The organism is Paraburkholderia aromaticivorans (assembly GCF_002278075.1).
Lineage (GTDB): Bacteria > Pseudomonadota > Gammaproteobacteria > Burkholderiales > Burkholderiaceae > Paraburkholderia > Paraburkholderia aromaticivorans.
Genome location: NZ_CP022990.1, coordinates 960,035 through 982,610, shown reverse-complemented (window position 1 = coordinate 982,610; position 22,576 = coordinate 960,035). Strand labels below are relative to the sequence as shown.

General features: G+C 64.1%; 18 protein-coding genes and 1 pseudogene. 9 read left to right on the top strand and 10 right to left on the bottom strand.

The window, feature by feature from the left end:
- Positions 1–142: 142 nt before the first annotated feature.
- A complete protein-coding gene (locus tag CJU94_RS24145) occupies positions 143–871 on the top strand; it encodes a DUF899 domain-containing protein (RefSeq protein WP_095421186.1) in 729 nt (242 codons plus the stop codon).
- Positions 872–878: 7 nt separating this feature from the next.
- On the opposite strand, the gene CJU94_RS24140 is transcribed toward CJU94_RS24145, so the two are convergent.
- Positions 879–1,826, bottom strand: coding sequence for a LysR family transcriptional regulator (locus CJU94_RS24140; protein ID WP_095421185.1), 948 nt, complete (start codon positions 1,824–1,826; stop codon positions 879–881).
- A 93-nt stretch (positions 1,827–1,919) separates the two neighbouring features.
- Here CJU94_RS24140 and CJU94_RS24135 point away from each other — a divergent pair, with 93 nt between their 5' ends.
- The 3 genes and pseudogenes from CJU94_RS24135 to CJU94_RS40970 all read left to right on the top strand — a co-directional run.
- On the top strand, positions 1,920–3,203 hold the full coding sequence (locus CJU94_RS24135) for a CaiB/BaiF CoA transferase family protein (protein ID WP_244221064.1): 1,284 nt from the start codon (positions 1,920–1,922) through the stop codon (positions 3,201–3,203).
- A complete protein-coding gene (locus CJU94_RS24130; RefSeq protein ID WP_208645404.1) occupies positions 3,196–4,335 on the top strand; it encodes an acyl-CoA dehydrogenase family protein in 1,140 nt (379 codons plus the stop codon). The genes CJU94_RS24135 and CJU94_RS24130 overlap by 8 nt, the downstream gene beginning before the upstream one ends.
- Positions 4,336–4,365: 30 nt before the next feature.
- Positions 4,366–4,477, top strand: a pseudogene (locus CJU94_RS40970) (electron transfer flavoprotein subunit beta/FixA family protein); the annotation flags it as partial.
- 157 nt (positions 4,478–4,634) lie between these two features.
- Here the strand turns inward: CJU94_RS40970 and CJU94_RS24125 are convergent.
- Entirely contained in the window at positions 4,635–6,608 is a 1,974-nt protein-coding gene (locus CJU94_RS24125) for a putative bifunctional diguanylate cyclase/phosphodiesterase (protein ID WP_095421184.1), read from the bottom strand.
- A 182-nt stretch (positions 6,609–6,790) separates the two neighbouring features.
- A complete protein-coding gene (locus tag CJU94_RS24120) occupies positions 6,791–7,174 on the bottom strand; it encodes a hypothetical protein (RefSeq protein WP_095421183.1) in 384 nt (127 codons plus the stop codon).
- Between the two features lie 350 nt (positions 7,175–7,524).
- On the opposite strand from CJU94_RS24120, the gene CJU94_RS24115 reads away from it, so the two are divergent.
- Positions 7,525–7,803, top strand: a complete 279-nt coding sequence (locus CJU94_RS24115) for an HU family DNA-binding protein (RefSeq protein ID WP_006049832.1) — start codon at positions 7,525–7,527, stop codon at positions 7,801–7,803.
- A gap of 204 nt (positions 7,804–8,007) precedes the next feature.
- Here the strand turns inward: CJU94_RS24115 and CJU94_RS24110 are convergent, their stop codons facing one another.
- The 3 genes from CJU94_RS24110 to CJU94_RS24100 all read right to left on the bottom strand — a co-directional run bounded on the left by CJU94_RS24110 (position 8,008) and on the right by CJU94_RS24100 (position 10,933).
- A complete protein-coding gene (locus CJU94_RS24110; RefSeq protein ID WP_095421182.1) occupies positions 8,008–9,126 on the bottom strand; it encodes a 3-deoxy-7-phosphoheptulonate synthase in 1,119 nt (372 codons plus the stop codon).
- 128 nt (positions 9,127–9,254) lie between these two features.
- Positions 9,255–10,094: a DUF72 domain-containing protein gene (locus CJU94_RS24105; RefSeq protein ID WP_095421181.1), complete on the bottom strand. Its 840-nt coding sequence runs from the start codon at positions 10,092–10,094 to the stop codon at positions 9,255–9,257.
- Positions 10,095–10,186: 92 nt separating this feature from the next.
- Positions 10,187–10,933, bottom strand: a complete 747-nt coding sequence (locus CJU94_RS24100) for a TetR/AcrR family transcriptional regulator (RefSeq protein ID WP_095421180.1) — start codon at positions 10,931–10,933, stop codon at positions 10,187–10,189.
- Positions 10,934–11,229: 296 nt separating this feature from the next.
- Between CJU94_RS24100 and CJU94_RS24095 the strand changes: the two genes are divergently transcribed.
- From CJU94_RS24095 to CJU94_RS24080, 4 genes are all read left to right on the top strand, one after another.
- A complete protein-coding gene (locus CJU94_RS24095) occupies positions 11,230–12,411 on the top strand; it encodes an isovaleryl-CoA dehydrogenase (RefSeq protein WP_095421179.1) in 1,182 nt (393 codons plus the stop codon).
- A 14-nt stretch (positions 12,412–12,425) separates the two neighbouring features.
- On the top strand, positions 12,426–14,033 hold the full coding sequence (locus tag CJU94_RS24090; protein WP_095421178.1) for a carboxyl transferase domain-containing protein: 1,608 nt from the start codon (positions 12,426–12,428) through the stop codon (positions 14,031–14,033).
- Positions 14,034–14,065: 32 nt separating this feature from the next.
- Positions 14,066–14,851, top strand: coding sequence for an enoyl-CoA hydratase/isomerase family protein (locus CJU94_RS24085; protein WP_095422770.1), 786 nt, complete (start codon positions 14,066–14,068; stop codon positions 14,849–14,851).
- A gap of 78 nt (positions 14,852–14,929) precedes the next feature.
- A complete protein-coding gene (locus CJU94_RS24080; protein ID WP_095421177.1) occupies positions 14,930–16,984 on the top strand; it encodes an acetyl/propionyl/methylcrotonyl-CoA carboxylase subunit alpha in 2,055 nt (684 codons plus the stop codon).
- 9 nt (positions 16,985–16,993) lie between these two features.
- Here the strand turns inward: CJU94_RS24080 and CJU94_RS24075 are convergent, their stop codons facing one another.
- From CJU94_RS24075 to CJU94_RS24060, 4 genes are all read right to left on the bottom strand, one after another.
- Positions 16,994–17,785 (bottom strand): phosphate/phosphite/phosphonate ABC transporter substrate-binding protein, encoded by a 792-nt coding sequence (locus tag CJU94_RS24075; RefSeq protein ID WP_095421176.1) that lies wholly within the window; start codon positions 17,783–17,785, stop codon positions 16,994–16,996.
- 25 nt (positions 17,786–17,810) lie between these two features.
- Positions 17,811–18,089: a DUF1488 family protein gene (locus tag CJU94_RS24070; protein WP_095421175.1), complete on the bottom strand. Its 279-nt coding sequence runs from the start codon at positions 18,087–18,089 to the stop codon at positions 17,811–17,813.
- Between the two features lie 198 nt (positions 18,090–18,287).
- On the bottom strand, positions 18,288–21,467 hold the full coding sequence (locus CJU94_RS24065; RefSeq protein ID WP_095421174.1) for an EAL domain-containing protein: 3,180 nt from the start codon (positions 21,465–21,467) through the stop codon (positions 18,288–18,290).
- 284 nt (positions 21,468–21,751) lie between these two features.
- The gene (locus CJU94_RS24060; RefSeq protein ID WP_095421173.1) at positions 21,752–22,552 is read right to left on the bottom strand and encodes an N-acyl homoserine lactonase family protein; all 801 of its coding nucleotides are present in this window, start codon (positions 22,550–22,552) and stop codon (positions 21,752–21,754) included.
- Between the last annotated feature and the right edge of the window lie 24 nt (positions 22,553–22,576).

Genomic DNA, 22,576 nt, shown 5'->3' with positions numbered 1-22,576 from the left:
GGAGCCTCGCCAGAAAAATTTCGCCGATGCTGTCGATTTGCCGCCGCGCGGTTCGTCGTGCCTGTATGGAGGACGGAACGCGCACGCCGCCACGGCGGGCCGCTCGCGCTCTTCATCCTTGTTTCGTAAGAGGAGATGGCTGATGACTGACGCACGCACATCCACCCAGACGCTGAAGCCGGCGAAGCTGCTGGCCGAGGCGCCGAGCCGGTTCCCCGGCGAGAGCGCGGAATATCGTCGCGCGCGCAACGACCTGCTCGCCGAGGAAATCGAATTGCGCCGCCATATCGAGCGGGTCGCCGCGCAACGGCGTGCGCTGCCGCCCGGTGGCGTCGTGCCCGAGGATTACCTGTTCATGGGCGAGGCCGGCCCGGTCACGCTATCGGAGCTGTTCGGCGCGCACGACACGCTTGTCACCTACAACTGGATGTTCGGCCCGCAGCGCACGCGGCCGTGTCCGATGTGCACGTCGCTGTTGAGCGCGTACGACGGCGAGATGCCCGACATGCTGCAGCGCGTCGCGTTCGCCGTGATTGGCCGTTCGCCAATTGAAAAGCTGGTTGCGTTCAAGAAGGAGCGTGGCTGGCGGCATTTGCGGCTGTATTCGTCGGGCGGCAACACTTTCAATCGCGATTACGCAGCGGAAGACCCGGCCGGCGACGATCATCCCGCCTTCAATGTGTTCACCCGCTCAGGCGGCACGGTGCGCCACTTCTGGGCGGAGGAGATGGGCCCGTCGACAGCCGACCCCGGCCAGGATCCACGCGGCGCGCCCGATGTGATGCCGCTCTGGACGGTGCTCGACATGACGCCCGGCGGCCGGGGTACGGATTGGTATCCGCAGCTGGAATACGCTAGCGCTGCGGGTTAGGCCGCCATCAGGGCTGCGTGGAGTCGACTCGCCGTGTCTTTCGGCCGTGGCCCGCGCGTGCGGCCATCGCCTCGCGCACCGCGTCGCGGATGCATTGCGCAACCAACTCCGAGGCTTGCGTGCGCGCCGCCCGTTTCGAGCGCGCGATCACCAGCGGCTGACGGACGGTGTCCTCGCGGATCGGCCGCTCGGCAACCGCACTGCTTACCGCCGCCGCCGGGCTTTGCGTGATCAGCAGCGACACCCCCAGCCCGTTCGCCACCATGCTGCGCACCAGTTCGATCGAAGTCGCGCGATAACGGACTTCCGGCGTCAGCCCGTATTGCCAGAACGGCGCCATCAGGAACTCGCGGCTGTGCGGCAGATCGATCAGGATCAACGGTTCCCTCGCCAGCTCGGCAAGCGAAATGCCGCCGCGCGCTTTGGCCAGCTTCGAACCGGCGGGCACGAGCCCATACGGGCGCAAGGATGCGAGCGGCTCGAGTTCGAGTTCGGCGGGTAAGCCTACGTCGTAGGTCAGCGCCAGTTCGATATGGCTGTTGTTCAGCCATTCCTCCAGTTCCACCAGATTGCCTTCCACGAAGCGTACCGTCAGCTGCGGAAAACGTGTGCGTGCAATGCGCAGCAACACCGGCAGATACACCGGCGCCAGCGTGCTGAACACGCCGATATGAACTTCTCCCGACGCGGCGTCGCCACTGTCGTCCAGTTCGAACGCGTTGGCGGCGGCGAGCAGCTGCCGCGCTTCCGCTAGCTTGCGCACACCGAAGCGCGTCAACGTCATCTTCGCCCCGGCATCGCGCGCGAACAGGGCTTGTTCGAAGAGCGCTTCGAGCTCGCGGATCGCAACGGAGATCGACGGCTGCGAGACGTTGAGCTGTCGCGCCGCCGCCGTCGTGCTGCCGGTTTGCGCGGCGGCCGCGAAATAACGCAACAACCGCAGTGAGATACGCATTAATAAATCCTATAGCGGCTAATTTATTCCAATATTTTACTTGATAGGTTGGCGCGACGAGAATCGGTGCATCGTCTTCAACAGGAGTTCGCCGTGACGTTGCCAGAATTACCCGATCTGCCGCTCAGCGGCGTGCGTATTGTCGATTTCTCGCGTGTACTCGCCGGGCCGTTCTGCACGGCTTTGCTGAGCGATCTCGGCGCCGACGTCATCAAGGTCGAGCCGCCCGGCGGCGACGACTACCGCTCGGTGGGTCCGTTTGCGGAGGGCGAGAGTGGCCTGTTCGCCGCGATGAACCGCAACAAGCGCAGCATCGTGATCGATCTGAAAACCGTCGCGGGCCGCGAACTGGCGCAGACGCTGTGTGCCGGCGCCGACGTGGTGGTCGAGAATTTCCGGCCGGGAGTGGCGGACAAACTCGGCATCGGTTACGCGCAACTGGCGGAGCGCAACCCGGCGCTCGTCTATGCGAGCGTGTCGGGCTTCGGCCAAACCGGCCCCGAATCGCATCGTCCTGCTTACGACATCATTTTGCAGGCCATGTGCGGCCTGATGGACGCCACCGGTTCCGTGGGCGGTTCGCCCACCTTGATCGGAGAGTCGGTTTCGGATGTGGTGAGCGGGCTGTTCGCCTCGTGGGGGGTGCTTGCCGCGCTGTTATCGCGCGAGAAGACCGGTAAAGGCACGCACGTCGACGTGTCGATGTTCGACGCGACCCTGAGCCTGAGCGCAACGCTGGTGGCCCGCTTTGCGGCCACCGGCATCGCGCCGCGGCGGGTGGGCAATCGGCATCCTTCGTCGGCGCCGTTCGGCGCGTTTCGTGCGGAGGACGGCTTCTACGTGGTCGCCGTGCTCAACAACAAGCTGTTCGATAGCTTTGCTCGGGCCATCGGCGAGCCGCAACTGACGAGCGATCCCCGCTATGCGAACGATGCGTCGCGCTGCCTGCACGAAGCCGAGTTGCGCGCGTGTGTCGAAGCGTGGTCGTCGCAACGTTCGGTGGCCGAAGTGAACCGGATTCTCGGCGCTGCCGGCATTCCGGTCGCGCCGATCCGCAACGTGCAGCAGGCGCTCGAAAGCGAACAGGCGGCCTTCCGCGGCTTGCTCACGGAAGTGCCCCGCGCGAACGGCCTTGCGGGCCCCGAGCTGCGTTTGCCTTCACAACCCGTCAAATTTTCGGCGTACGCCGGCAACCGTGTCACTGCCGCGCCGCGATTGGGCGAACACACCGTTGAAATACTGCATGCGTTCGGCCTCGACGCAGCACGCATCGCCGGGTTGCGCATGCAAGGCGTGTTCGGCCGAGACGCCGATGCCGCCGACAGCGCGCCATTCGCGCAATCCGATGCACTTAACGAGGAGACCGGCCGTGCTTAAACGAATGGGTGTGCAACAGAACGATCTGGAGATCTCCGAAGCGATCGAGCGCTTTGCGCAAAGCGAACTCGCGCCGCGCGCGGCCGAGGTGGACCGCGATGAAATTTCGACCACGCGTTATGTCGCGCAACTCGCCGACCTAGGTGTGATGGGCATGAACCTGCCCGAACGGTGGGGCGGTATCGGCGCGTCGCCGGTGGCGATCATCCTGTCGCTGGTCGAGATCGCGAAGGCGTGCGCGTCCACGTCGTCGATGATCGGCGCGCACTATCTCGCGACCGATTCGATTCTGATCGGCGGCGACGACAGTTTGCGTGACCGCTATTTGCCCGAAGCCGCCGCGGGCACGAAGCTCGGCGCGTTTGCGTTGACCGAGCCGCGCGCCGGGTCGAATCCGGCCGACATGGCGACCCGCGCCACGCCCGAAGGTGACGGCTACCGGATTCGTGGCGTGAAGCATTTCATCTCGAACGCGGCGGCGGCGGACTTCATCGTCGTCTATGCGAAGACCGATCCGGACGCGGGCGCGCGCGGCATCAGCGCGTTCGTGGTGGACCGGCACAGCGCGGGCGTGGACGTGGCGCCGGCCGAAAAGCTGATGGGTATTCGCGGTGCGCCCGCGCACGAGATCGCATTCGACTGTTTCGTGCCGGCCGCGAGTCGGCTCGGCGCCGAAGGCACGGGGTTTCGCACGGCGATGAGGGTGCTCGACAACAGCCGGCTCGATGTCGCCGCAACGAGTCTGGGCATCGCGGAGGCCGCGCTCGCGAGCGCGGTGGATTGGGCAAAACAGCGTCAGGTGGGCGGGGAGCCGCTGTCGCGCAAACAAGGTCTGCAATGGATGTTCGCCGACATGAAGACCCGGCTCGAAGCGGCCTGGCTTCTGACCTTGCAGGCGGCCGTGCGGCGCGCGGCGGGCGAGCCGTTCACCGATTGCGCGTCGATGGCGAAGCTGTATGCATCGGAGACGGTCGGCTTCGTCACCGATACCGCGTTGCAGATGCATGGCGGTTATGGGTTCACGCGTGAGATGCCGCTCGAGCGGTTCGTGCGCGACGCGAGAATTTTGCGGATCTACGAGGGATCGTCGGAGATTCAGCGCACCGTGATTGCGCGAATGGTGCTGGCCTGATCGATGGAGCGGTTGCGAGAAGAGAGGGAAATGAAGGTGTTGGCGGCGGTGAAGCGGGTGGTGGATTACAACGTGAAGGGTTCGGGTGAAGTCGGATGGCATGAGCGTCGACATCGCGAATGTGAAAATGTCGATGAATCCGTCGTGGATCGTCGGATTGGCCGCGCCCGCCTTGCTGTACTTCTTTGCCGCGCGGGCAAAAAAGGCTGACGTTCCGGAACGGATGATTCTGCCGCATGAAGCCGGCAATGCGGACCGCGGGGGGCAATAGGGCAGGGCGCCGAGACGCGCGAATCCGCCTACGGCAGCATGTGCACGGCGTAGTCGTGCCCGCGCGCGGTCTGCAAATACACGGCAACGGCGCTTGCCCGCATGGGCCGGCTAAACAGATAGCCTTGCACCGCGCGGGCGCCGAGCGCCTTGACGACCTCGACTTGCGATGCTGTCTCAAGCCCTTCCACCACGCATTCGAGGCCGAGGTTCCGGCACAGGTCGAGCACCGACTTGACGATCTTCTTCGACGCGCTGTTGGAATCCACGTCCGTCATGAAGCTGCGGTCGATCTTGATCGTATCGAAGGGCAGGCGATGCACGTAGCTAAGGCTTGAATAACCGGTGCCGAAATCGTCGAGCGACACCCGGCAGCCGGCTTTCTTGATCATGGTGAGCGAGGAACGGGCCTGCTCGAAGTCCCGCGTCACCGCGGTTTCGGTGATTTCGAACGACACGCGATGCGGCGGCACGCCGCTTGCCATCACGATATCGATCAGACGGCGCGAGCGTGCCGACGTGCAGATATCGATTGCCGACAGGTTGAACGACAGATAGAGCTCCGACGGCCAGCGCGCCACTTCGCCGAGCGCCTTGTGCAGCAGTATTTCCGTGATGCGCAGAATCAGTTCGGTACGCTCGGCGATCCTGATGAATTCTTCCGGCCTGACGGCGCCGAGGCGTGCGTTATGCCAGCGGCCGAGCGCTTCCATGCCGATGGTGCGCTGCGTGAGCACGTCGTAGATGGGCTGGAACTCCAGGAACAATTCCGACTCGAGGTCCGCGTGGCGAAGCTCCTGGGTCACGAGGCTCGAGCGCCGGATCCGCGTTTCGTGCTCGGTCGAAAAAATGACCGGGGTGCCGCGGCGGCTTTCCTTGCCCACATAGAGCGCCGCGTCGGCGCGTTCGAATACTTGCGTCACCGTCGTGCCGGCCTCGGGGAATGCGGCCCAGCCGATCGTGCCCGACAGTTCGGCGACATTGCCGGCAACCCGGTAGGGCTGACGGAGCGCTTCGCAAATGCGCTCTCCCAATTCGACGAGCGTGGCGTTTGCCAGCTTGTGCTGGGCGAGCACGCCGAACTCGTCGCCGCCGAGGCGGGCGAAGAAAATACCGGGCTCGGCAAGCGACAACAGCCGCGAGCCGACTTCCTGAAGCACGAGATCGCCGCTGGCGTGACCGTAGATATCGTTGACCTGTTTGAAGCCGTCCAGATCGATCAGTCCGACATTGAAACCGCCGCCATTGCCGGATGCGTGTTCGGATAGCGCGCGCAGCGAGGCGAAGAAGCTGCGGCGGTTGGGCAGATCCGTCAGACTGTCGATGCTCGCGAGCCGGAAGTTATCGTCGCTCAGGCGCTGGGTTTTCTGCTGGCTCGCCTGCAACTCGCGCTGTGCGTGCACCACGTCGGCGAAAGTCCGGCAATACAGCTGAATGATGAACGCGAGCGCGACGCCGACCAGTGTCATGTCGACGGCCATGGCGATGAACACCGGATAGCCCGTGAAAACCAGAAAGGTCGAAAAGCTTAGGATGACGATGGACAGCAGCAACATGGCCGCCGCGCGCAGGTGCATCAGGCAGAACACGCAGCCGACTACCGTGGTCGCCATGTAGAACGCGACTTGCGTCTGTTCGTAGGCGGTGCCGTAAGGGAACAGGAGCAACGACCAGCCGCTGAATGCAATGGCGAAGAGGCCGGCAAGCCAGGTCAGCTTGCGCAGTTCGGGCATGGCCTCGTCGTCGCTCAGGACGCGGTGCCGGCATTGCCACCATCTTATGCAGCGGACCACGCACAGGGCGCACAGCGCCACCGGAACGTAGATCGACAGCCACGCGGGCGCGCAGCTTACATGCGTGATGGCGACCGTCGCCGTGTTGACCAGCAGGATGAAGTAGAGAAGCGGGACCTGGTGGGCAAATGCATCGAGCTGCGAACGCACGAGTTCGGGGTCGCGTTTCGCGACAGACAGCGCATCCCTGAATCTGGTTATCAGAACCATTCCCGTCCTTTTAAACGTTTGCGCTGCACAAGCAGCTTTGTATATCGGCAGGACAGGTTGGATCTTGAGGCGTCGCGGGCGGGATTGATTGCCAAAGCGCTCGGGCGGTAAGTACGACCGGGATGCGCTGCCTTATCTGTCATTTATGCCGTGTCGAAACGGATCAACGACGGATTCACGCGTCAGAGCGCCGGACATGAAAGCACGCGTTGAGGCTCCCGAGCCGTGCCGGGTTGGCCGTTCTGGGCGGGTGTGCCTTGCGGCGGGGTCGAGATGAGCCGCACGGCATTGACGCCGGCATTTGCCAGCACGTATTTTTCGGGGCTGTTTTCGGGTTGCCAATACACCCGGAAAACGCCGCTATCTCCGAAAACCAGTAGTTTGCCGTGGACGGTTGCGGCGCCGCTCACGAGGTCGACCGGCTCGCCGTCACGCACCTGAAAGCTCTGCGGCGGGCCTGAATGGGCCGCGCCGACCAGGGTCGCGCAGGCTGTGTCGTCGGCTGCGAGGGTCGCGCAGGACGTCGCGGCGAGGAGCGCACATGTTGCAATATGGCGAAATTTCATTTTTTTATTCCTCCCGGATTTGTATTTGTGGGCGCCGCGTCGTGACAATTTATGAAACTCTCTAATCCACCATAACATAGTAAAAAAGCCCGCCGGTCAGGCTTTGCGCTGCGCTAAACCACTGAAATTGCAACGGATTGTGATAGCGCGAGAACACATATCGAGCGCGAGAAGCGTCTAAGCGCTCGATTCTTATGGCACTTTGCAGGAAAAAATCGTCAAAATCCCTGTGGGCGGGTGATACAAGCCTTACACCCAAGGTTTGCGCGAACACGGGCCTATGCGTTAGTGTGTCGGTCCCGGCGCGACAGATGTGGCGCCGGTTCCATGATTACCATACGGGATGTGCTATGAACAAACAGGAACTGATTGATGCAGTCGCCGCAGCGACGGGCGAAAGCAAAGCGGCCACCGGCCAAACCATCGACGCGATCGTCGAAGCGGTGACCAAGGCCGTGGTGGGTGGCGATACGGTGCAACTGGTCGGTTTCGGTTCTTTCTCGACTGGCGCGCGCGCAGCACGCGTGGGCCGCAATCCGTCCACGGGCGCGGAGATCCAGATCGCGGCTGCCAAGACGGTGAAGTTCACCGCTGGCAAGGCGTTCAAGGAAGCCGTCAACGCGTCGTAATGCAACGCGCTTCACGCCGGAGCATTCACGCGCGCTAGCGTGGCGCGCGGAGAGCAATGCATCGGGTGTGAGGAATCACGCGCTGCCCAACCCCGGTAAGTGGATCCACCGGCGGATGGTGCGGCGCGTGTGTTTTTTTGGGCTGTCCCCAACGGGACTTCCCGCAAGGCGTGCAAAATGCCGCGCCCGCGGTCCGGCGCGCGTTCAGCTCGCGCGGCGTTTGCGGGTCGCCTCGGCGAGCGTATCGAGCACCGGCTCGGTCTGCGCCCAACTGACGCAGGCGTCCGTGATGGATACGCCGTGACGCAACGGCACACCGGGCTTCAGATCCTGGCGGCCTTCTTCCAGATGACTTTCCAGCATGACGCCGATAATGCGGCGCTCGCGCTGCGACAATTGCTGCGCGATATCCTGCACCACCTCCAGTTGACGCAAATGCGACTTGCCCGAGTTCGCATGCGAACAGTCGATCATGACCTGCTCGCGCAATCCCGCTGATCTGAGCGCCGCACAGGTGGCTTCCACCGACGCGCTGTCGTAGTTCGGCCCTTTCTTGCCGCCGCGCAGGATGACGTGCGCGTCGTCGTTGCCGCGCGTTTCGAAGATCGCGGCCATGCCCATTTTGGTCATGCCCATGAACGCGTGGCTCGCGCGCGCGGCGACGATCGCGTCCGCGGCGATCTGCACGCCGCCGTCCGTGCCGTTCTTGAACCCGATCGGGCAGCTCAGCCCCGAAGCCAGTTGGCGATGGCTCTGGCTTTCCGTCGTGCGCGCGCCGATCGCGCCCCAGGCGATCAGATCGGCGATGTACTGCGGGCTCAGCAGGTCGAGAAATTCCGTGGCAGTGGACAAGCCGAGACCGTTGATATCGAGCAGCAGTTGCCGCGCAAGACGCAGGCCTTCATTGATGCGGAAACTGCCATCCAGCCGCGGGTCGTTGATATAGCCTTTCCAGCCTACCGTGGTGCGCGGTTTCTCGAAGTAGACCCGCATGACGATCAGCAAGTCGTCCTTGTAGGTGTCGGCGGCGGCCTTCAGCTTGCGCGCGTATTCGATCGCCTGGTCGTGGTCGTGAATCGAGCACGGCCCGACGATCATGACGAGCCGGTCGTCACGGTCGTGCAGGATATCGGCGATTTCCGCGCGGGTTTTCTCGACCAGCGTCTGCACCGAAGGCGGCGTGGGCAATTCGTCCTGCAACAGGGCAGGGGAAATCAGCGGACGTACCGCACCGATCCGAACGTCGTCGATGCGCGTGGTGTCCTGGGTGGCGTCGGCCGAGCCGACTTCCTGATCGTGCAAAGGATTGTCGATGGCGCTCAAAATGTTCTCCCGGACCTTGGTGATGAAGGGGCCTCGCGGCCCGGCTGCATGAGTGTGGTGGCGTTGATGGTGGGTGTCTTCGCTGCCGGGATTATGACACTCGCGTGCGGCGGCCGGAATGGCGCGCGCTAGACGCGTTTGATCAGCGCCATGGCGGCGGCCGGATTGCGTTCCTTGAAGCCGCTGATGACGTACAGATAAACGTCGCGCGCGGCCGCTTTGGCGGGCGCTGCCGCGCAGGTTTCCAGGTCGGGCGGTGTCGTGCCGGCCGCCAATTGCCGCGCGCGTTCGGCCCACGCGTCGAGTGCTTTGGTCGAGTAGCCTTTGGCCTGTTTGTCCGTCGTGCCCATGATGCGGGCGTAGACGAAAGGCGCCGTGAGATCCGCGATCTGCGGGTAGTCGCTGTCGCCGGCCACAACGATGGCGACTTTGTGTTTGCGGGCGAGCGCGACGAATTCCGGCGTCCTGAAGGTGTCGTTGCGGACTTCGACAGCGTGCCTGAGCTTCTGGCCTTCGATACTGGCCGGCAGCAATGTCAGAAAGGCTTCGAAGTCTTCCTTGTCGAATTTCTTGGTGGGCGCGAATTGCCAGTTGATCGGGCCGAGCTTCTGTTTGAGCAGCAGCACGCCGCTGCCGAAGAAGCGTTCGATCGTTTCACCCGCGTCCGCGAGGACTTTTCTGTTGGTCGCGTAACGCGGCGCTTTCAGCGAGAAGACGAAATCGTCCGGGGTCTCCTGATACCACTTTTCGTAGCTCGCGGGTTTCTGCAAACCGTAGAACGTGCCGTTGATTTCAATCGACGTGAGGTTCCTGCTCGCGTATTCGAGTTCGCGGCTTTGCGTGAGGTCCGAAGGGTAGAAAGTGCCGCGCCACGGCGCATAGGTCCAGCCGCCGATACCGATGCGGATGTTGGCCGTTTTGGCCGGCCTGGCGGCTTTTTCAGTTTTTGCGGTGGGTTCTTTCGGCACTTGGGTTCTCCATCTGGCTTCGCCGGGGAAGCTGTAGAGTAGCCGCTTTTTTGCCGCGTCACTCAAGCTTCGAAAACCAGAAAGCGCGCCTGCTATTCGCCGTCTCCCGGTGTGCCTGCCGCACGGCGCGCCGCCTCTTCGAACCGCCGGTTCGCTTCCGCCACTTCCACTCTGAACTGTTGCAACGCGCTCACCGCCAGGTCGGGCGGCGTGAGCGCGGCCCACAATACGTCGATGAGCCGATCCGCCGTCGCGTCGATATCGATATGCCGGTTCGCGAGCGTGGCATCCCACAACACGTGCTCCATTGGCCCGAACACCATCGAGCGCAGCAAGCGCAAGGGCATGTCGGCGCGAATCTGTCCGCTCTCCTGGCCTTGCGCGAGCACGCGCATCAACGGGGCGGTATAGCGCCGCTGCAACTCCGTGAGCGCCTCGCTCAATTCATGGTGGCGGGCCCGTCCTTCGGACAACACCAGTGCACAGAGATCCGTGCCGTTCACGAGCATCAACCGCAAATGCGTGCGAACGATAAACGCGAACTGCTGGCGCACATTGCCCTCGCGCGGCAAGCCGGATTCGATCGCTTCGATGATCTCGTCGTACCAGTCACCGATCACCCGCGCGCACAACTCGCGTTTGCCGCGGAAGTAGCTGAACACGGTCGCCTCGGAAATCCCCAGGCGCTGCGCGATCTCGGCGGTGGTCGCGCGCTCGTAGCCTTTTTCGGAGAACACGTCGCGTCCCGCCTGAAGGATCTCCTTCACGCGTTGCTGCGACTTGCGTCCGGCGGGCTGGCGGCGCGAGGCGGGTAACTCGGCCTTGGTGGCAACCGTCATATGAGTCCAGTTCAGATTTGGTTCGAGAGTTCGATACGAAAGCGTGCGGAATGGTCCCATTATGGCAATCCTATCACGCTATGGCTGGTTTTTTGATGGTTGAAACGGTTTCTGAGTGATACTCAAAAATACCTATTGACGCTTACGTAAATCTGGCGTGAAATGCGGCTTGAACGTTGCGCCTCGTGCGGGACGACAGGGGCGGGTCCACAGCGCCGCCGCCGTCCGCGGAGCCGCATCCGGACCAGCCGGCGCCTACCCAAGGCCACCCGCCAACGAACTCTGGAGACACAGCAATGAGCAACCTGCCCGGTTTGCAATTCCCGCTCGGCGAAGAAATCGAAATGCTGCGCGACAGCATTGCGGGATTCGCTGCCAAAGAAATCGCGCCGCGCGCCGCGGAAATCGATCGCACGGATCAGTTTCCCATGGACCTGTGGCGCAAGTTCGGCGATCTGGGTGTGCTGGGCATGACGGTCTCGGAGGAATACGGCGGCGCGAACATGGGCTACACGGCGCACATGATCGCCATGGAAGAGATCTCGCGCGCGTCGGCTTCGGTCGGTCTCTCGTACGGCGCGCATTCGAATCTGTGCGTGAACCAGATTCATCGCAACGGCACGGAAGCGCAAAAACAGAAGTATCTGCCCAAGCTCGTGTCGGGCGAACACATCGGCGCGCTCGCCATGAGCGAGCCGAACGCGGGGTCGGACGTGGTCAGCATGAAGCTGCGCGCCGAGAAGAAGGGCGATCACTACGTGCTCAACGGCACAAAGATGTGGATCACCAACGGCCCGGATTGCGACACGCTGGTGGTGTACGCCAAAACCGATCCCGAAGCGAATTCACGCGGCATTACCGCGTTTATCGTCGAGAAGGGTATGAAGGGCTTCTCCGTTGCGCAGAAACTCGACAAGCTCGGCATGCGCGGCTCGCATACCGGCGAACTGGTGTTCCAGGACGTGGAAGTGCCGGAAGAAAACATTCTCGGCCAGTTGAACGGCGGCGCGAAGGTGCTGATGAGCGGCCTCGACTACGAACGCGCGGTGCTTGCGGGCGGGCCGACGGGCATCATGGTCGCGGTCATGGACGCGGTCGTGCCGTATATCCACGACCGCAAGCAGTTCGGTCAGCCGATCGGCGAGTTCCAGCTCATTCAGGGCAAGGTGGCCGATCTCTACACCACGTTGCAGGCATGCCGCGCGTATCTGTACGCGGTGGGCAGGCAACTCGATACGCTCGGCACGGCCCACGTGCGCCAGGTGCGCAAGGACTGCGCGGGCGTGATCCTCTACACCGCGGAAAAAGCCACGTGGATGGCGGGCGAGGCGATCCAGATTCTCGGCGGCAATGGCTATATCAACGAGTATCCGGTCGGCCGTTTGTGGCGCGACGCGAAGCTCTATGAAATCGGCGCCGGCACGAGCGAAATCCGGCGCATGCTGATCGGCCGTGAACTGTTTGCCGAAACGGCCTGAAGGAGACGCCCGTCATGCCGATCATCGAATCGAAGCTCAATCCGCGCTCGGACGACTTCCGCGCCAACGCGGCGGCGCTGGAAGCGCTGGTCGCCGACCTCCGCGCGAAAGTGGAGAAACTCGCGCTGGGCGGCGGGCAGGCGGCGCGCGACAAACACACGGGCCGCGGCAAGCTGCTGCCGCGTGATCGCATTGAGAAACTGCTCGATCCGGGCACGCCGTTTCTCGAGTTCTCGCAACTTGCGGCCTATGGCATGTATCACAACGATGCGCCGGGTGCGGGTGTCATCACGGGCATTGGCCGTATTGCGGGGCAGGAATGCGTGATCGTCTGCAACGATGCGACGGTCAAGGGCGGCACCTACTATCCGGTCACCGTGAAAAAGCACGTGCGGGCACAGGAAATCGCCGCTGAGAATCACTTGCCCTGTGTGTACCTGGTCGACTCGGGCGGCGCGAATCTGCCGAATCAGGACGACGTGTTTCCGGATCGCGATCACTTCGGCCGGATCTTCTACAACCAGGCGAATCTGTCCGCCGCGGGCATTCCGCAGATCGCCGTGGTGATGGGTTCATGTACCGCCGGCGGCGCCTACGTGCCGGCCATGAGCGACGAGTCGATCATCGTTAAGAATCAGGGGACGATTTTTCTGGGCGGGCCGCCTTTGGTGAAGGCCGCGACCGGCGAAGTGGTGAGCGCGGAAGATCTCGGCGGCGGCGACGTGCATACGCGTCTGTCGGGCGTGGTCGATCATCTCGCGCAGAACGACGCGCATGCGCTGGGGATTGCGCGCAGCATCGTCGGCAATCTGAATCGCAGCAAGCAGGTGCCGGTCGCGTTGCAGGAACCGAAGCCGCCGCGCTACGGCGTGAAGAGCATGTACGGCGTGATTCCCGTGGACACCCGCAAGCCGTTCGATATTCGCGAGGTGATCGCGCGCATTGTCGACGACTCCGCGTTCGACGAATTCAAGGCACGCTACGGCACCACGCTCGTCACCGGCTTTGCGCATATCTGGGGGCATCCGGTCGGCATCATCGCCAACAACGGCATTCTGTTTTCGGAGTCCGCGCTCAAGGGCGCGCACTTTATCGAGCTGTGCTGCCAGCGCAAGATTCCGCTGGTGTTCCTGCAGAACATCACCGGCTTCATGGTGGGTCGCAAATACGAAAACGAAGGCATCGCGCGCAACGGCGCGAAGATGGTGACGGCGGTGGCCACGGCCAGGGTGCCGAAGTTCACGGTGATCATCGGCGGCTCGTTCGGCGCGGGCAACTACGGCATGTGCGGCCGCGCGTATTCGCCGCGCTTTCTGTGGATGTGGCCGAACGCGCGCATCTCGGTGATGGGCGGCGAGCAGGCGGCGTCGGTGCTGGCCACGGTGAAGCGCGACGGCATCGAAGGCAAGGGTGGCACGTGGAGCGCGGAAGAAGAAGAGGCGTTCAAGCAGCCGATCCGCGATCAATACGAACATCAGGGCCATCCGTACTACGCGAGCGCGCGGCTGTGGGACGACGGTGTGATCGATCCGGCGCAAACCCGCGACGTGCTCGGTCTGGGCCTGTCGGCCGCGATGAACGCGCCGATCGAAGACACGCGTTTCGGTGTGTTCAGAATGTGACGATGCGCGACGAAGCGCGGGAGCAGCGACGTATGCAATACGAAACACTGACTGTCGAATTCGCCGGGCCGATCGCCACGGTCACCTTGAATCGCCCGGACGTGCGCAATGCGTTCAACGAAACGATGATCGCGGAGGTGACCTCGGCCTTCACGGCGCTCAACGATCGCGACGACGTGCGCGCGGTGGTGCTCGCCGCGAACGGCAAGGCGTTCTGCGCGGGCGCCGATCTGAACTGGATGAAGAAGATGGCCGGTTACTCGGACGACGAGAACCGTGCCGATGCGATGCTGCTCGCGAACATGCTGTCGTCGATCTATCGCTGCAACAAGCCGGTGATCGCGCGCGTGAACGGCGACGCGTACGCGGGCGGCATGGGCTTGATCTCGGCGTGCGACATCGTGGTGGCCGTCGAAAGCGCGCGCTTCTGCCTTTCGGAGGCGCGGCTCGGGCTGATTCCCGCCACCATCGCGCCGTACGTGATTCGCGCGCTGGGCGAGCAGGCATCGCGCCGCTATTTCACCACCGCCGAGCAGTTCGATTGCGCGACGGCCTTGCGTCTCGGACTCGTCAGCGAAGCCGTGGGCATGGAGCAACTCGACGCCATCGTGCGGCAGATTGCGGAGACGCTCTGCGTCAACGGTCCGCAAGCCGTGCGCGCGTGCAAGCAGCTCGTGCAGGATATCGCGGGCCGTGAGTTGAACGAGGCAATGATCGAAGACACGGCGGCGCGCATCGCGCGTACGCGTGCCGGCGCGGAAGGCCGCGAAGGCGTCGCGTCGTTCCTCGAAAAACGAACGCCTTCCTGGCGCAACTGACACATCGATTCCAAGGCGCGCAGCGCCTTGACCAGAACAACAGCCCCGCAAAAACGGCACACTTCATCGAGACACTTCATGTTCAACAAGATCCTGATTGCCAACCGGGGCGAGATTGCGTGCCGCGTCGCCGCAACCTGCAAGCGGCTCGGCATTGCGAGCGTGGCCGTCTATTCCGATGCGGACGCCGACGCGAAACACGTGGCCGCCTGCGACGAGGCGGTGCATATCGGCGGTTCGACTGCCGCCGAAAGCTATCTGCGCGTCGAGCGCATCATCGAAGCCGCGCGCGCCACCGGCGCGCAGGCGGTGCATCCTGGCTACGGCTTCCTGTCGGAAAACGAAGCTTTCGCGCATGCGTGCGAGGCGACCGGCATCGTCTTTATCGGACCGCCGGTCGAGGCGATTGCCGCGATGGGTTCGAAGGCCGCCGCGAAGGCGCTGATGCATGCGGCCGCGGTGCCGCTCGTGCCAGGCTATCACGGCGACGACCAGGACCCGCAGCTTTTGCACCGCGAGGCGGATGCGATCGGTTATCCGGTGCTGCTCAAAGCCAGCGCCGGCGGTGGCGGCAAGGGCATGCGCGTGGTCGAGCGCAGTGAGGATTTCGTGGCGGCGCTGGCGTCGTGCAAGCGGGAAGCCGCGAGCAGCTTCGGCAATGATCGCGTGCTGATCGAAAAATACCTGACGCGGCCGCGTCATGTGGAAGTGCAGGTGTTCGCGGATCGTCGCGGCGGCGCCGTGTATCTGTTCGATCGCGATTGCTCGGTGCAGCGGCGTCACCAGAAAGTGCTGGAAGAAGCGCCGGCGCCCGGATTGTCCGCTGAAATCAAGCGCGAAATGGGCGAGGCCGCGGTGGCCGCCGCGCGCGCGGTGAATTACGTGGGTGCGGGCACCGTCGAGTTCATCATGACCAGCACGGGCGAGTTCTATTTCATGGAAATGAACACGCGCCTGCAGGTCGAACATCCGGTCACGGAAATGGTCACGGGACAGGACCTGGTGGAATGGCAGCTGCGCGTCGCCGCCGACGAACCGCTGCCGCTCACGCAGGAACAGTTGAAGATCGACGGTCACGCAATCGAAGCGCGTATCTACGCGGAGCATCCGGCGCGCGGCTTCCTGCCGTCCACCGGCACGCTCAAGCATCTGCGCATGCCGGAAGGCGTGGAATTCGCGATCGATGCGTCTGGTCTCGGTGAGCCGGGCCGTAAAGCGCCGGTGCGTATCGACAGCGGCGTGCGCGAGGGCGACACCATCACGCCGTTCTACGATCCGATGATCGCCAAGCTGATCGTGCACGGCGCCACGCGTGAAGAGGCGCTCGCGCGTTTGAGCCGCGCGTTGCATGCGTGCGAGGTGGTCGGTCCGCACACCAACGTCGAGTTCCTGCAGAGCATTGTCGCGAGCGAGCCGTTTGCAACAGCGGATCTCGACACGGGGTTGATCGAACGGCACCACGACGCCTTGTTCGCACCGCGCAAGAAGCCGTTCAAGGAAGCGTTGGCGCTCGCCTGCGCGGCGTTGCTCACGCGTGAAGGCGGCACCGCGCACGGCGCGTCGCCGTGGGATGCATTGTCGCACTGGCGCCTGAATGGCGGCTATACGCAGACGCTCGGCTGGCGCAATCTGGACGGCGGCAGCACGGGGAACGACAGCGACAGCCACTTCACGGTCACATTCGCGCGCGACGGCGCCACGCAAACGCTCGAACACGGCGGCGTGCGCGAGGACTTCAAGTGGTCGGACGGCAGCGGGCCGCACGAATTGCGCGCGATCATCGGCGACGCGCGCGCAACCGGCCGTGTGTTCGTCGACGGCGATACGTTCCATGTGTTCTGCCTCGGCGAATCGCTGGCGTTCGAGTGGCAAAACCTGCTCGCGCACGCGGCGGATGCCGAAGGCGGCGAAGGCCGTTTGACCGCGCCGATGCCGGGTAAGGTGATCGCGGTGCTGGTCGAACCGGGCACGGTGGTGGAGAAGGGTGCGCCGCTGATCGTGATGGAAGCGATGAAGATGGAGCACACCATCGGTGCGCCGGCTGCCGGCACGGTCTCGGAGGTGCTGTATGCAGTCGGCGATCAGGTGAGCGACGGCGCGCAGCTTCTGGTGCTGGAAGTGCAGCAGCCGTAAAGCTGCGGCTCAGCCGAGGCGCGTGTAGCCGACGGCGCGCGCTTCGTTTTCGAGTTGCTCGATGCGGTCGTAGTCCGAGCGCGGCAACACGGAAAACCCCTGCAATCGCAGGCGTTTCGCCCGCTCGGGCTGGATCACGAGCACCTCGTTCAACGCTTCGCGCAGTGCTTCGACTGTCGCCGCGGGCACCGTGTCGGATGCAATCAAGGGCAGGCCCGGCGAGGGCGCCGTGGTGCCGATGCGGCGAACCTGCCGGGCCAGTTCCGGCATTTCGTCGCACACGAAAGCGAAGGTCACGCAATCGATCGCCGCGACATCCGCGCGATTTTCCGCCACCGCGCGCAACGAGCCGAGATGCGAGCCGGTTCGCAACACCGCGCTGAAAAACAGGCCGGCGCGCGCGAACGGCGCCACCGCGTGGCGGAACACGTTCATGCCGCTGTTGGAGTCGTCCTGATTGTAGGCGGCCCGTGCGCCGCGGCACGCCGCGAGCGTATCGAACGGCGCATCCGCGCGCGTCACCAGCACGCTCGAATAATGGGCGCCCTCGCAACCCGGCGCGTCGAAGCGCGGCGTCGCGATCAGTTGCACCTGTTCGTGCAAGCCGTGCATGAATGGATAGCCGCAGGTCTGCGAGATCAGCAGGTTGGGGCGCCGCCAGAAGCCATGCAACTCCTCGTCCGGTTCGACGATGCGGCACGCCGGTTTGACCATGCGCAGCACGTCGGCGAGCCACTCACGCCACTCGAAGGCGAGCGCGGGCGTGACGTTATACATCGGCAGGGCGGCGATCCAGGTCATGACGCTATTCTGGCACGACGGCTATCTAATGTCTGACCATTCGGAATTCGTCGAGGCCGAGACGCACCGGCTCGGTCGGTCTGAAAGTCCACTTCTGCGCGGCGACCGAGAGAATTTCCAGCTGCGCATCTTCGAATGCGACGAGCAGGTCTTGCTTGCGCTTGCTCGCCGCCCCGCAAAAAGTCACGAGTGCTTCGGCGCTGACCTCGAAAATCTGCGCCCGATCATCACAGCACACCCGGAACGCGACCGTCGCGCATTCCGTGACACAGGGCCTGAACCCTTCATCCACATAGACCGACATGGCATTCTCCCGCCGCACGCCTGAGTCATCAGGATGACAAGTCGTAAGCTGGCGGTATGTGGGAAAACCGGCATTTGCAGCGAAAATGGCCGCGACTTTATCCGGTCCGGCGAGCGGCAACGTCGCGGGCGGCCGTCGAGCGCGCCGGCGTTGCCGCGAAAACACCGTACCCGCGGCCCTGACAGAGCGCGCCGCGCCTCACGCCACCATGCGAGCCTGAGTCCACGACCACAAATCGGCCGGCGACAACGATTTGGAGAACAGGAAGCCTTGCAGTTCGTCGCAACCAATCGTACGCAGAATGCGAGCCTGGTGTTCGCTCTCGACGCCCTCGGCGACCACCCGCAGACCCAGCTCGTGGCCGAGTTCGATGATCGCGCGGACAATGGCGAGGTCCGCGCGGGCATCGAGCATGTCGAGCACGAACGCGCGATCGATCTTGAGCCGGTCGAGCGGAAAGCGGTTCAGATAGCTCAGGCTCGAATAGCCGATGCCGAAATCGTCGAGTGCGAGCTTGACCCCGAGCGCGCGGATTGCGTTGATCGTGGCGAGATAGTTCTCCGCGTTGTCCATCAGCACGGTCTCGGTGATTTCGAGTTCGAGCCGCCCCGGTTCGACGCCATACCGCGCGAGACTGCCTGCGAGCGTGCCGATCAGGTCCGCGTCACGCAGCTGGATGGCCGACAGGTTGATCGACACGCGTAGCGGCATCTGGCCTTGCGCGTCCCACGCGGCGATCTGCCGGCATGCTTCGTCGATCACCCACGCGCCGATCGGAATGATGAGCCGCGTGTCTTCCGCGACCGGAATGAATTGCGCGGGCGAGACGATGCCGATCTGCGGGCTGTTCCAACGCAGCAGCCCTTCGACGGCCACGAGTTCGCCCGTGTGCGCATCGACGCATGGTTGATATTCCAGCCGGAACTCGTGCATCGCGATGGCGCAGCGCAGGCAGGCTTCGAGCGTCAGCCGGTAGCGGGTGCGTTCGGCGATATCGGGCGCGAAGAACTTGACGAGATTGCGCCCCGCGCCCTTCGCCTGATACATCGCGGCGTCGGCGTTCTGCATCAGCGTTTCGATGTCCTCGCCGTCGTCAGGGAACAGCGCCACGCCGACACTGCACGACACCTGCAGCGTGACGCCGCCGACCTCGTGCGGCTGGCGCACGAGCGGCAGCAAACGCTCCTCGATCGTGCGCGTGACATCCGCCGCGTTGCTGACGCCGTTCAGGATCACCGTGAACTCGTCGCCGCCGAGCCGGCTCACCGTGTCGTTGCTGCGCACGGCCTGCAACAGGCGCCGCGAAACGGAGCGCAGCAGGCTGTCGCCGATGTGATGGCCCAGCGAATCGTTGATGTTCTTGAAGCGGTCGAGATCGATGAACAGCACCGCGACGCGCTGCCCCGTGCGGCGCGCGTTGCCGAGCACGACGCCGAGGCGCTTCACGAACAGCTCGCGGTTCGGCAACTCCGTCAGCACGTCGTGTTCGGCGAGGAACTGGATGCGCGCTTCGCTCTTCTTGCGGTCCGTGATGTCGATCAGCGTGCAGATGTAGTGCGACAGATTCGCGCGCCGGTCGCGCACCGCGCTCACCATCAGCCACGCCGGATAGTCGCTGCCCGCGCGCCGCCGCACGTGCGCTTCGCCATGCCATGTGCTGCGGCGATCGACGGAATCGATCGCGGCCGGCAGAATGTCGTCGTTCTCCTGCGAGCCGAACAGGAAAGCGGGCTCCTTGCCCGTCACGTCGTCGGCGCGATAGCCCGTCGCACGATAGAACGAGGCGTTGGCGGTGACGAGCCGTCGTTGCGCGTCGAGAATCAGGATCGCTTCGGATGAGGCCTCGAATACTTTGCCCCACAACTCGAGACGCTGCTCCATCAGCTTGATCTGGTTGATCGGCGTGAACGCGGTCAGCACGGCGTCGCGCCCCTGAAAGTCGAGACGCCGCGCCGACAGCATGGCCCAGGTGGATTCCCGGGCCGCTTTCCAGTGCACCTCGAATTCGTCGACTTCCTCGCGGTCGGAGAGCTGCTGGAAGAAACGCGCGCGCACCTCCGAGTCGAGACCGACGGCCCACGGGTCGACCGTGCAGCCGTTCAGCCAGTAAAGCGCGGGCTTGTTAGCGTGCAACACCTCGTGGCCCGGAATCGCGGTCACGACCATCGGCACCGGGGTCGCCTCGACGAGCGCGTACTGGGCGGCCGACGCGCGCGCGGTTGCCGCGAGTTCCTTCTGCACGTCGCGCTCGCGATCGAGCTGCGCGAGCATGTCGTTGAAGCCCCGCACGAGCTGCCCGATCTCGTCCTGGCTATGCCAGCGGGCGCGCAGCGAATGGTCGCCCGTGCGCCGCACCGTGTCCATCACGCGCGCGAGCTGGCGCAGGGGGCGCGAGATCTGCTGTGCGACGAAATACACCATGCTCAGGATCGCGCACAGCAGAAATAGCGCCGTGCCCAGATGCAGCCACATCCGCTCGAAGAGCCCGCGCACGCGCTCATGCAGCAGTCTTTCGAGCTGGTTGCCCGTCGCGCTCCACGCGTCGCTCACGCTCAGCACCACGCGCTGCTGCGCGGCATCGAGCGCGGCGAGCGTGGCGTCCCCGGAGCCGGCATCGACCGCGGCGCCGGCCACACGGCGGTACGCGTCGATCGCCGCGAGCATGCGCGCGACCGGCGGGCCGATCGTCTCGGTCAGCTTGCCGTTCGTGGCCGCCGCCTCCGCATAGTCGGAGTGCAGCCCCTGCAGCACCGCGTCGAGTTGCCCCTCCAGCACGAGGTAGCGGGTGCGCATTTCGTCGTGGCTCATCCGTGCCGTCCGGCCACTCGCGCCGGCATCGTGCAGGTGGCGGCCCATCCGGTTGACGTCGCCGAGCAACTCCGGATAACGCAGGATCGATAGCGACATCGAGTAATAGCTGTCGAGGTCCGGATCCAGAATCAGGTTCGACTGGTTGCCGACCCGCGTCACCAGTTCGCGCGTCGCTTCGAGGCCGCCGTCCACGGTGGCGGCGCTCGCATGCGGCGCGGCGCTGGCTGTGAGCGCCGCGAGCACGCGCGCATTGAGCTCGGCACTCTGCATGTTCGCGCCATAGCGGCGTTCCGCGTCGGCGAGCCCGCTCGCCGTGCGCTGCAATTGGGCGGGTATGCGCGGCTGCCCGGCGCCTGCCAGCGAGAAGTCGATGAGCGCGTCGTGCGCGGCCGCGACGTAGGCATTGCCGACCAGCTCCTTATCGGAGAAGTCGATCGCAATGTATTTCTCGTGGATCAGGATGCCGCTGATATACAGCACGGCGCTCAGGTCGAGCAGATAGATCAGCAGCAGCTTACGGCCGACGCGAAGGCGCGCGAGAAACCGGAAGAACAGGTTGCGTTTCATGGGCGCCGCCGCTCGACCGCGAAGCTTTTGTCACGGACGCCATAAGCCAGACGTTTCACTGCGATTCTCCATGCGGGGAACGCCGGACCTGGGTCAGGTCCGAAGGCGGGAAAACCCCCTGATCAGACTATCGACCGGTTGGAGAACTTCTTTAGTCTTTGCTTAAAACTCACCAATACGGTGCTGGAAACGCTTCATATCAGTGCGAATAGCGAAGCCGGCCGGCCGTATGGACCGTGCCGGCCGCCCGATGAAGAACCGCCGCCGACGCTCGCGCGGCACCCTCACCGTGGCGGGGCGTCGAGCCGCACGATCCAGCCTTCGGTTTCCTTGCTTTGCGCGGGATAACGCGTGAGCACGGCGGGGTCGTGGCCCGGCACGACGTGTTGCGCGGAGTCCGCCAGTTCGTGCACGCGATGGAAGCCCTCGATCATGTCACCCACGTTGTACACCGCCGGGAACGGGCGGCTCTGTTCCATGTTCGCGTACAGGTGCGATGCGTCGGAAGCGAGCACGACCCAGCCGCGCTCCGTATGCACGCGCACCACCTGCAGGCCGTCGGTGTGGCCGCCGACGCGATGCACGCTCAATCCCGCGGTGAGGTTCGACGCGCCGTCGTGAAACGCCACCCGGCCGTCGAAAATGCGGCCGACCATCGATTTGACGTCTTCCGGATCGAACGGGTGGTTCAGTGCGCCATGGCACATGCAGCGGCCCGTGCAATACGCCATTTCGCGATCCTGCAGGTGGTAGCGCGCCTTCGGGAACAACGAACGGTTGCCGGCGTGGTCGTAGTGCATATGCGTGACGATCACGTCTTCGACCGCGTCGGGGCGAATGCCGATTGCGCCAAGTCCCTCTTCGACCGAATGCGTGATGGTGCGGCGGCGCTTCGCGCCCACTTCGGCGTCGAAACCTGTGTCGACGAGAAAGGTGCGGCTTTCTCCGACCACCGCCCACACGAAATAGTCGAGCGGCATGTTCACGTCGTGCGGATCGCCGCCAATGAAGTTGTCGCGGGCCGGACGGTCGTGATGGGCGTACTTGATGGCGTAAATCCTGTAATTTTCGGGTGCGGCTGTCATGGCGGCTGTCTCCTGTTCCCAAGG

What these genes read in the sequence shown, in the direction of transcription:
- CJU94_RS24145 (WP_095421186.1), top strand. Translation starts at nt 143, where the DNA reads ATGACTGACGCACGCACATCCACCCAGACGCTGAAGCCGGCGAAGCTG.
- CJU94_RS24140 (WP_095421185.1), bottom strand. Translation starts at nt 1,826, where the DNA reads ATGCGTATCTCACTGCGGTTGTTGCGTTATTTCGCGGCCGCCGCGCAA.
- CJU94_RS24125 (WP_095421184.1), bottom strand. Translation starts at nt 6,608, where the DNA reads ATGGTTCTGATAACCAGATTCAGGGATGCGCTGTCTGTCGCGAAACGC.
- CJU94_RS24120 (WP_095421183.1), bottom strand. Translation starts at nt 7,174, where the DNA reads ATGAAATTTCGCCATATTGCAACATGTGCGCTCCTCGCCGCGACGTCC.
- CJU94_RS24115 (WP_006049832.1), top strand. Translation starts at nt 7,525, where the DNA reads ATGAACAAACAGGAACTGATTGATGCAGTCGCCGCAGCGACGGGCGAA.
- CJU94_RS24100 (WP_095421180.1), bottom strand. Translation starts at nt 10,933, where the DNA reads ATGACGGTTGCCACCAAGGCCGAGTTACCCGCCTCGCGCCGCCAGCCC.
- CJU94_RS24095 (WP_095421179.1), top strand. Translation starts at nt 11,230, where the DNA reads ATGAGCAACCTGCCCGGTTTGCAATTCCCGCTCGGCGAAGAAATCGAA.
- CJU94_RS24090 (WP_095421178.1), top strand. Translation starts at nt 12,426, where the DNA reads ATGCCGATCATCGAATCGAAGCTCAATCCGCGCTCGGACGACTTCCGC.
- CJU94_RS24085 (WP_095422770.1), top strand. Translation starts at nt 14,066, where the DNA reads ATGCAATACGAAACACTGACTGTCGAATTCGCCGGGCCGATCGCCACG.
- CJU94_RS24080 (WP_095421177.1), top strand. Translation starts at nt 14,930, where the DNA reads ATGTTCAACAAGATCCTGATTGCCAACCGGGGCGAGATTGCGTGCCGC.
- CJU94_RS24075 (WP_095421176.1), bottom strand. Translation starts at nt 17,785, where the DNA reads ATGACCTGGATCGCCGCCCTGCCGATGTATAACGTCACGCCCGCGCTC.
- CJU94_RS24070 (WP_095421175.1), bottom strand. Translation starts at nt 18,089, where the DNA reads ATGTCGGTCTATGTGGATGAAGGGTTCAGGCCCTGTGTCACGGAATGC.
- CJU94_RS24065 (WP_095421174.1), bottom strand. Translation starts at nt 21,467, where the DNA reads ATGAAACGCAACCTGTTCTTCCGGTTTCTCGCGCGCCTTCGCGTCGGC.
- CJU94_RS24060 (WP_095421173.1), bottom strand. Translation starts at nt 22,552, where the DNA reads ATGACAGCCGCACCCGAAAATTACAGGATTTACGCCATCAAGTACGCC.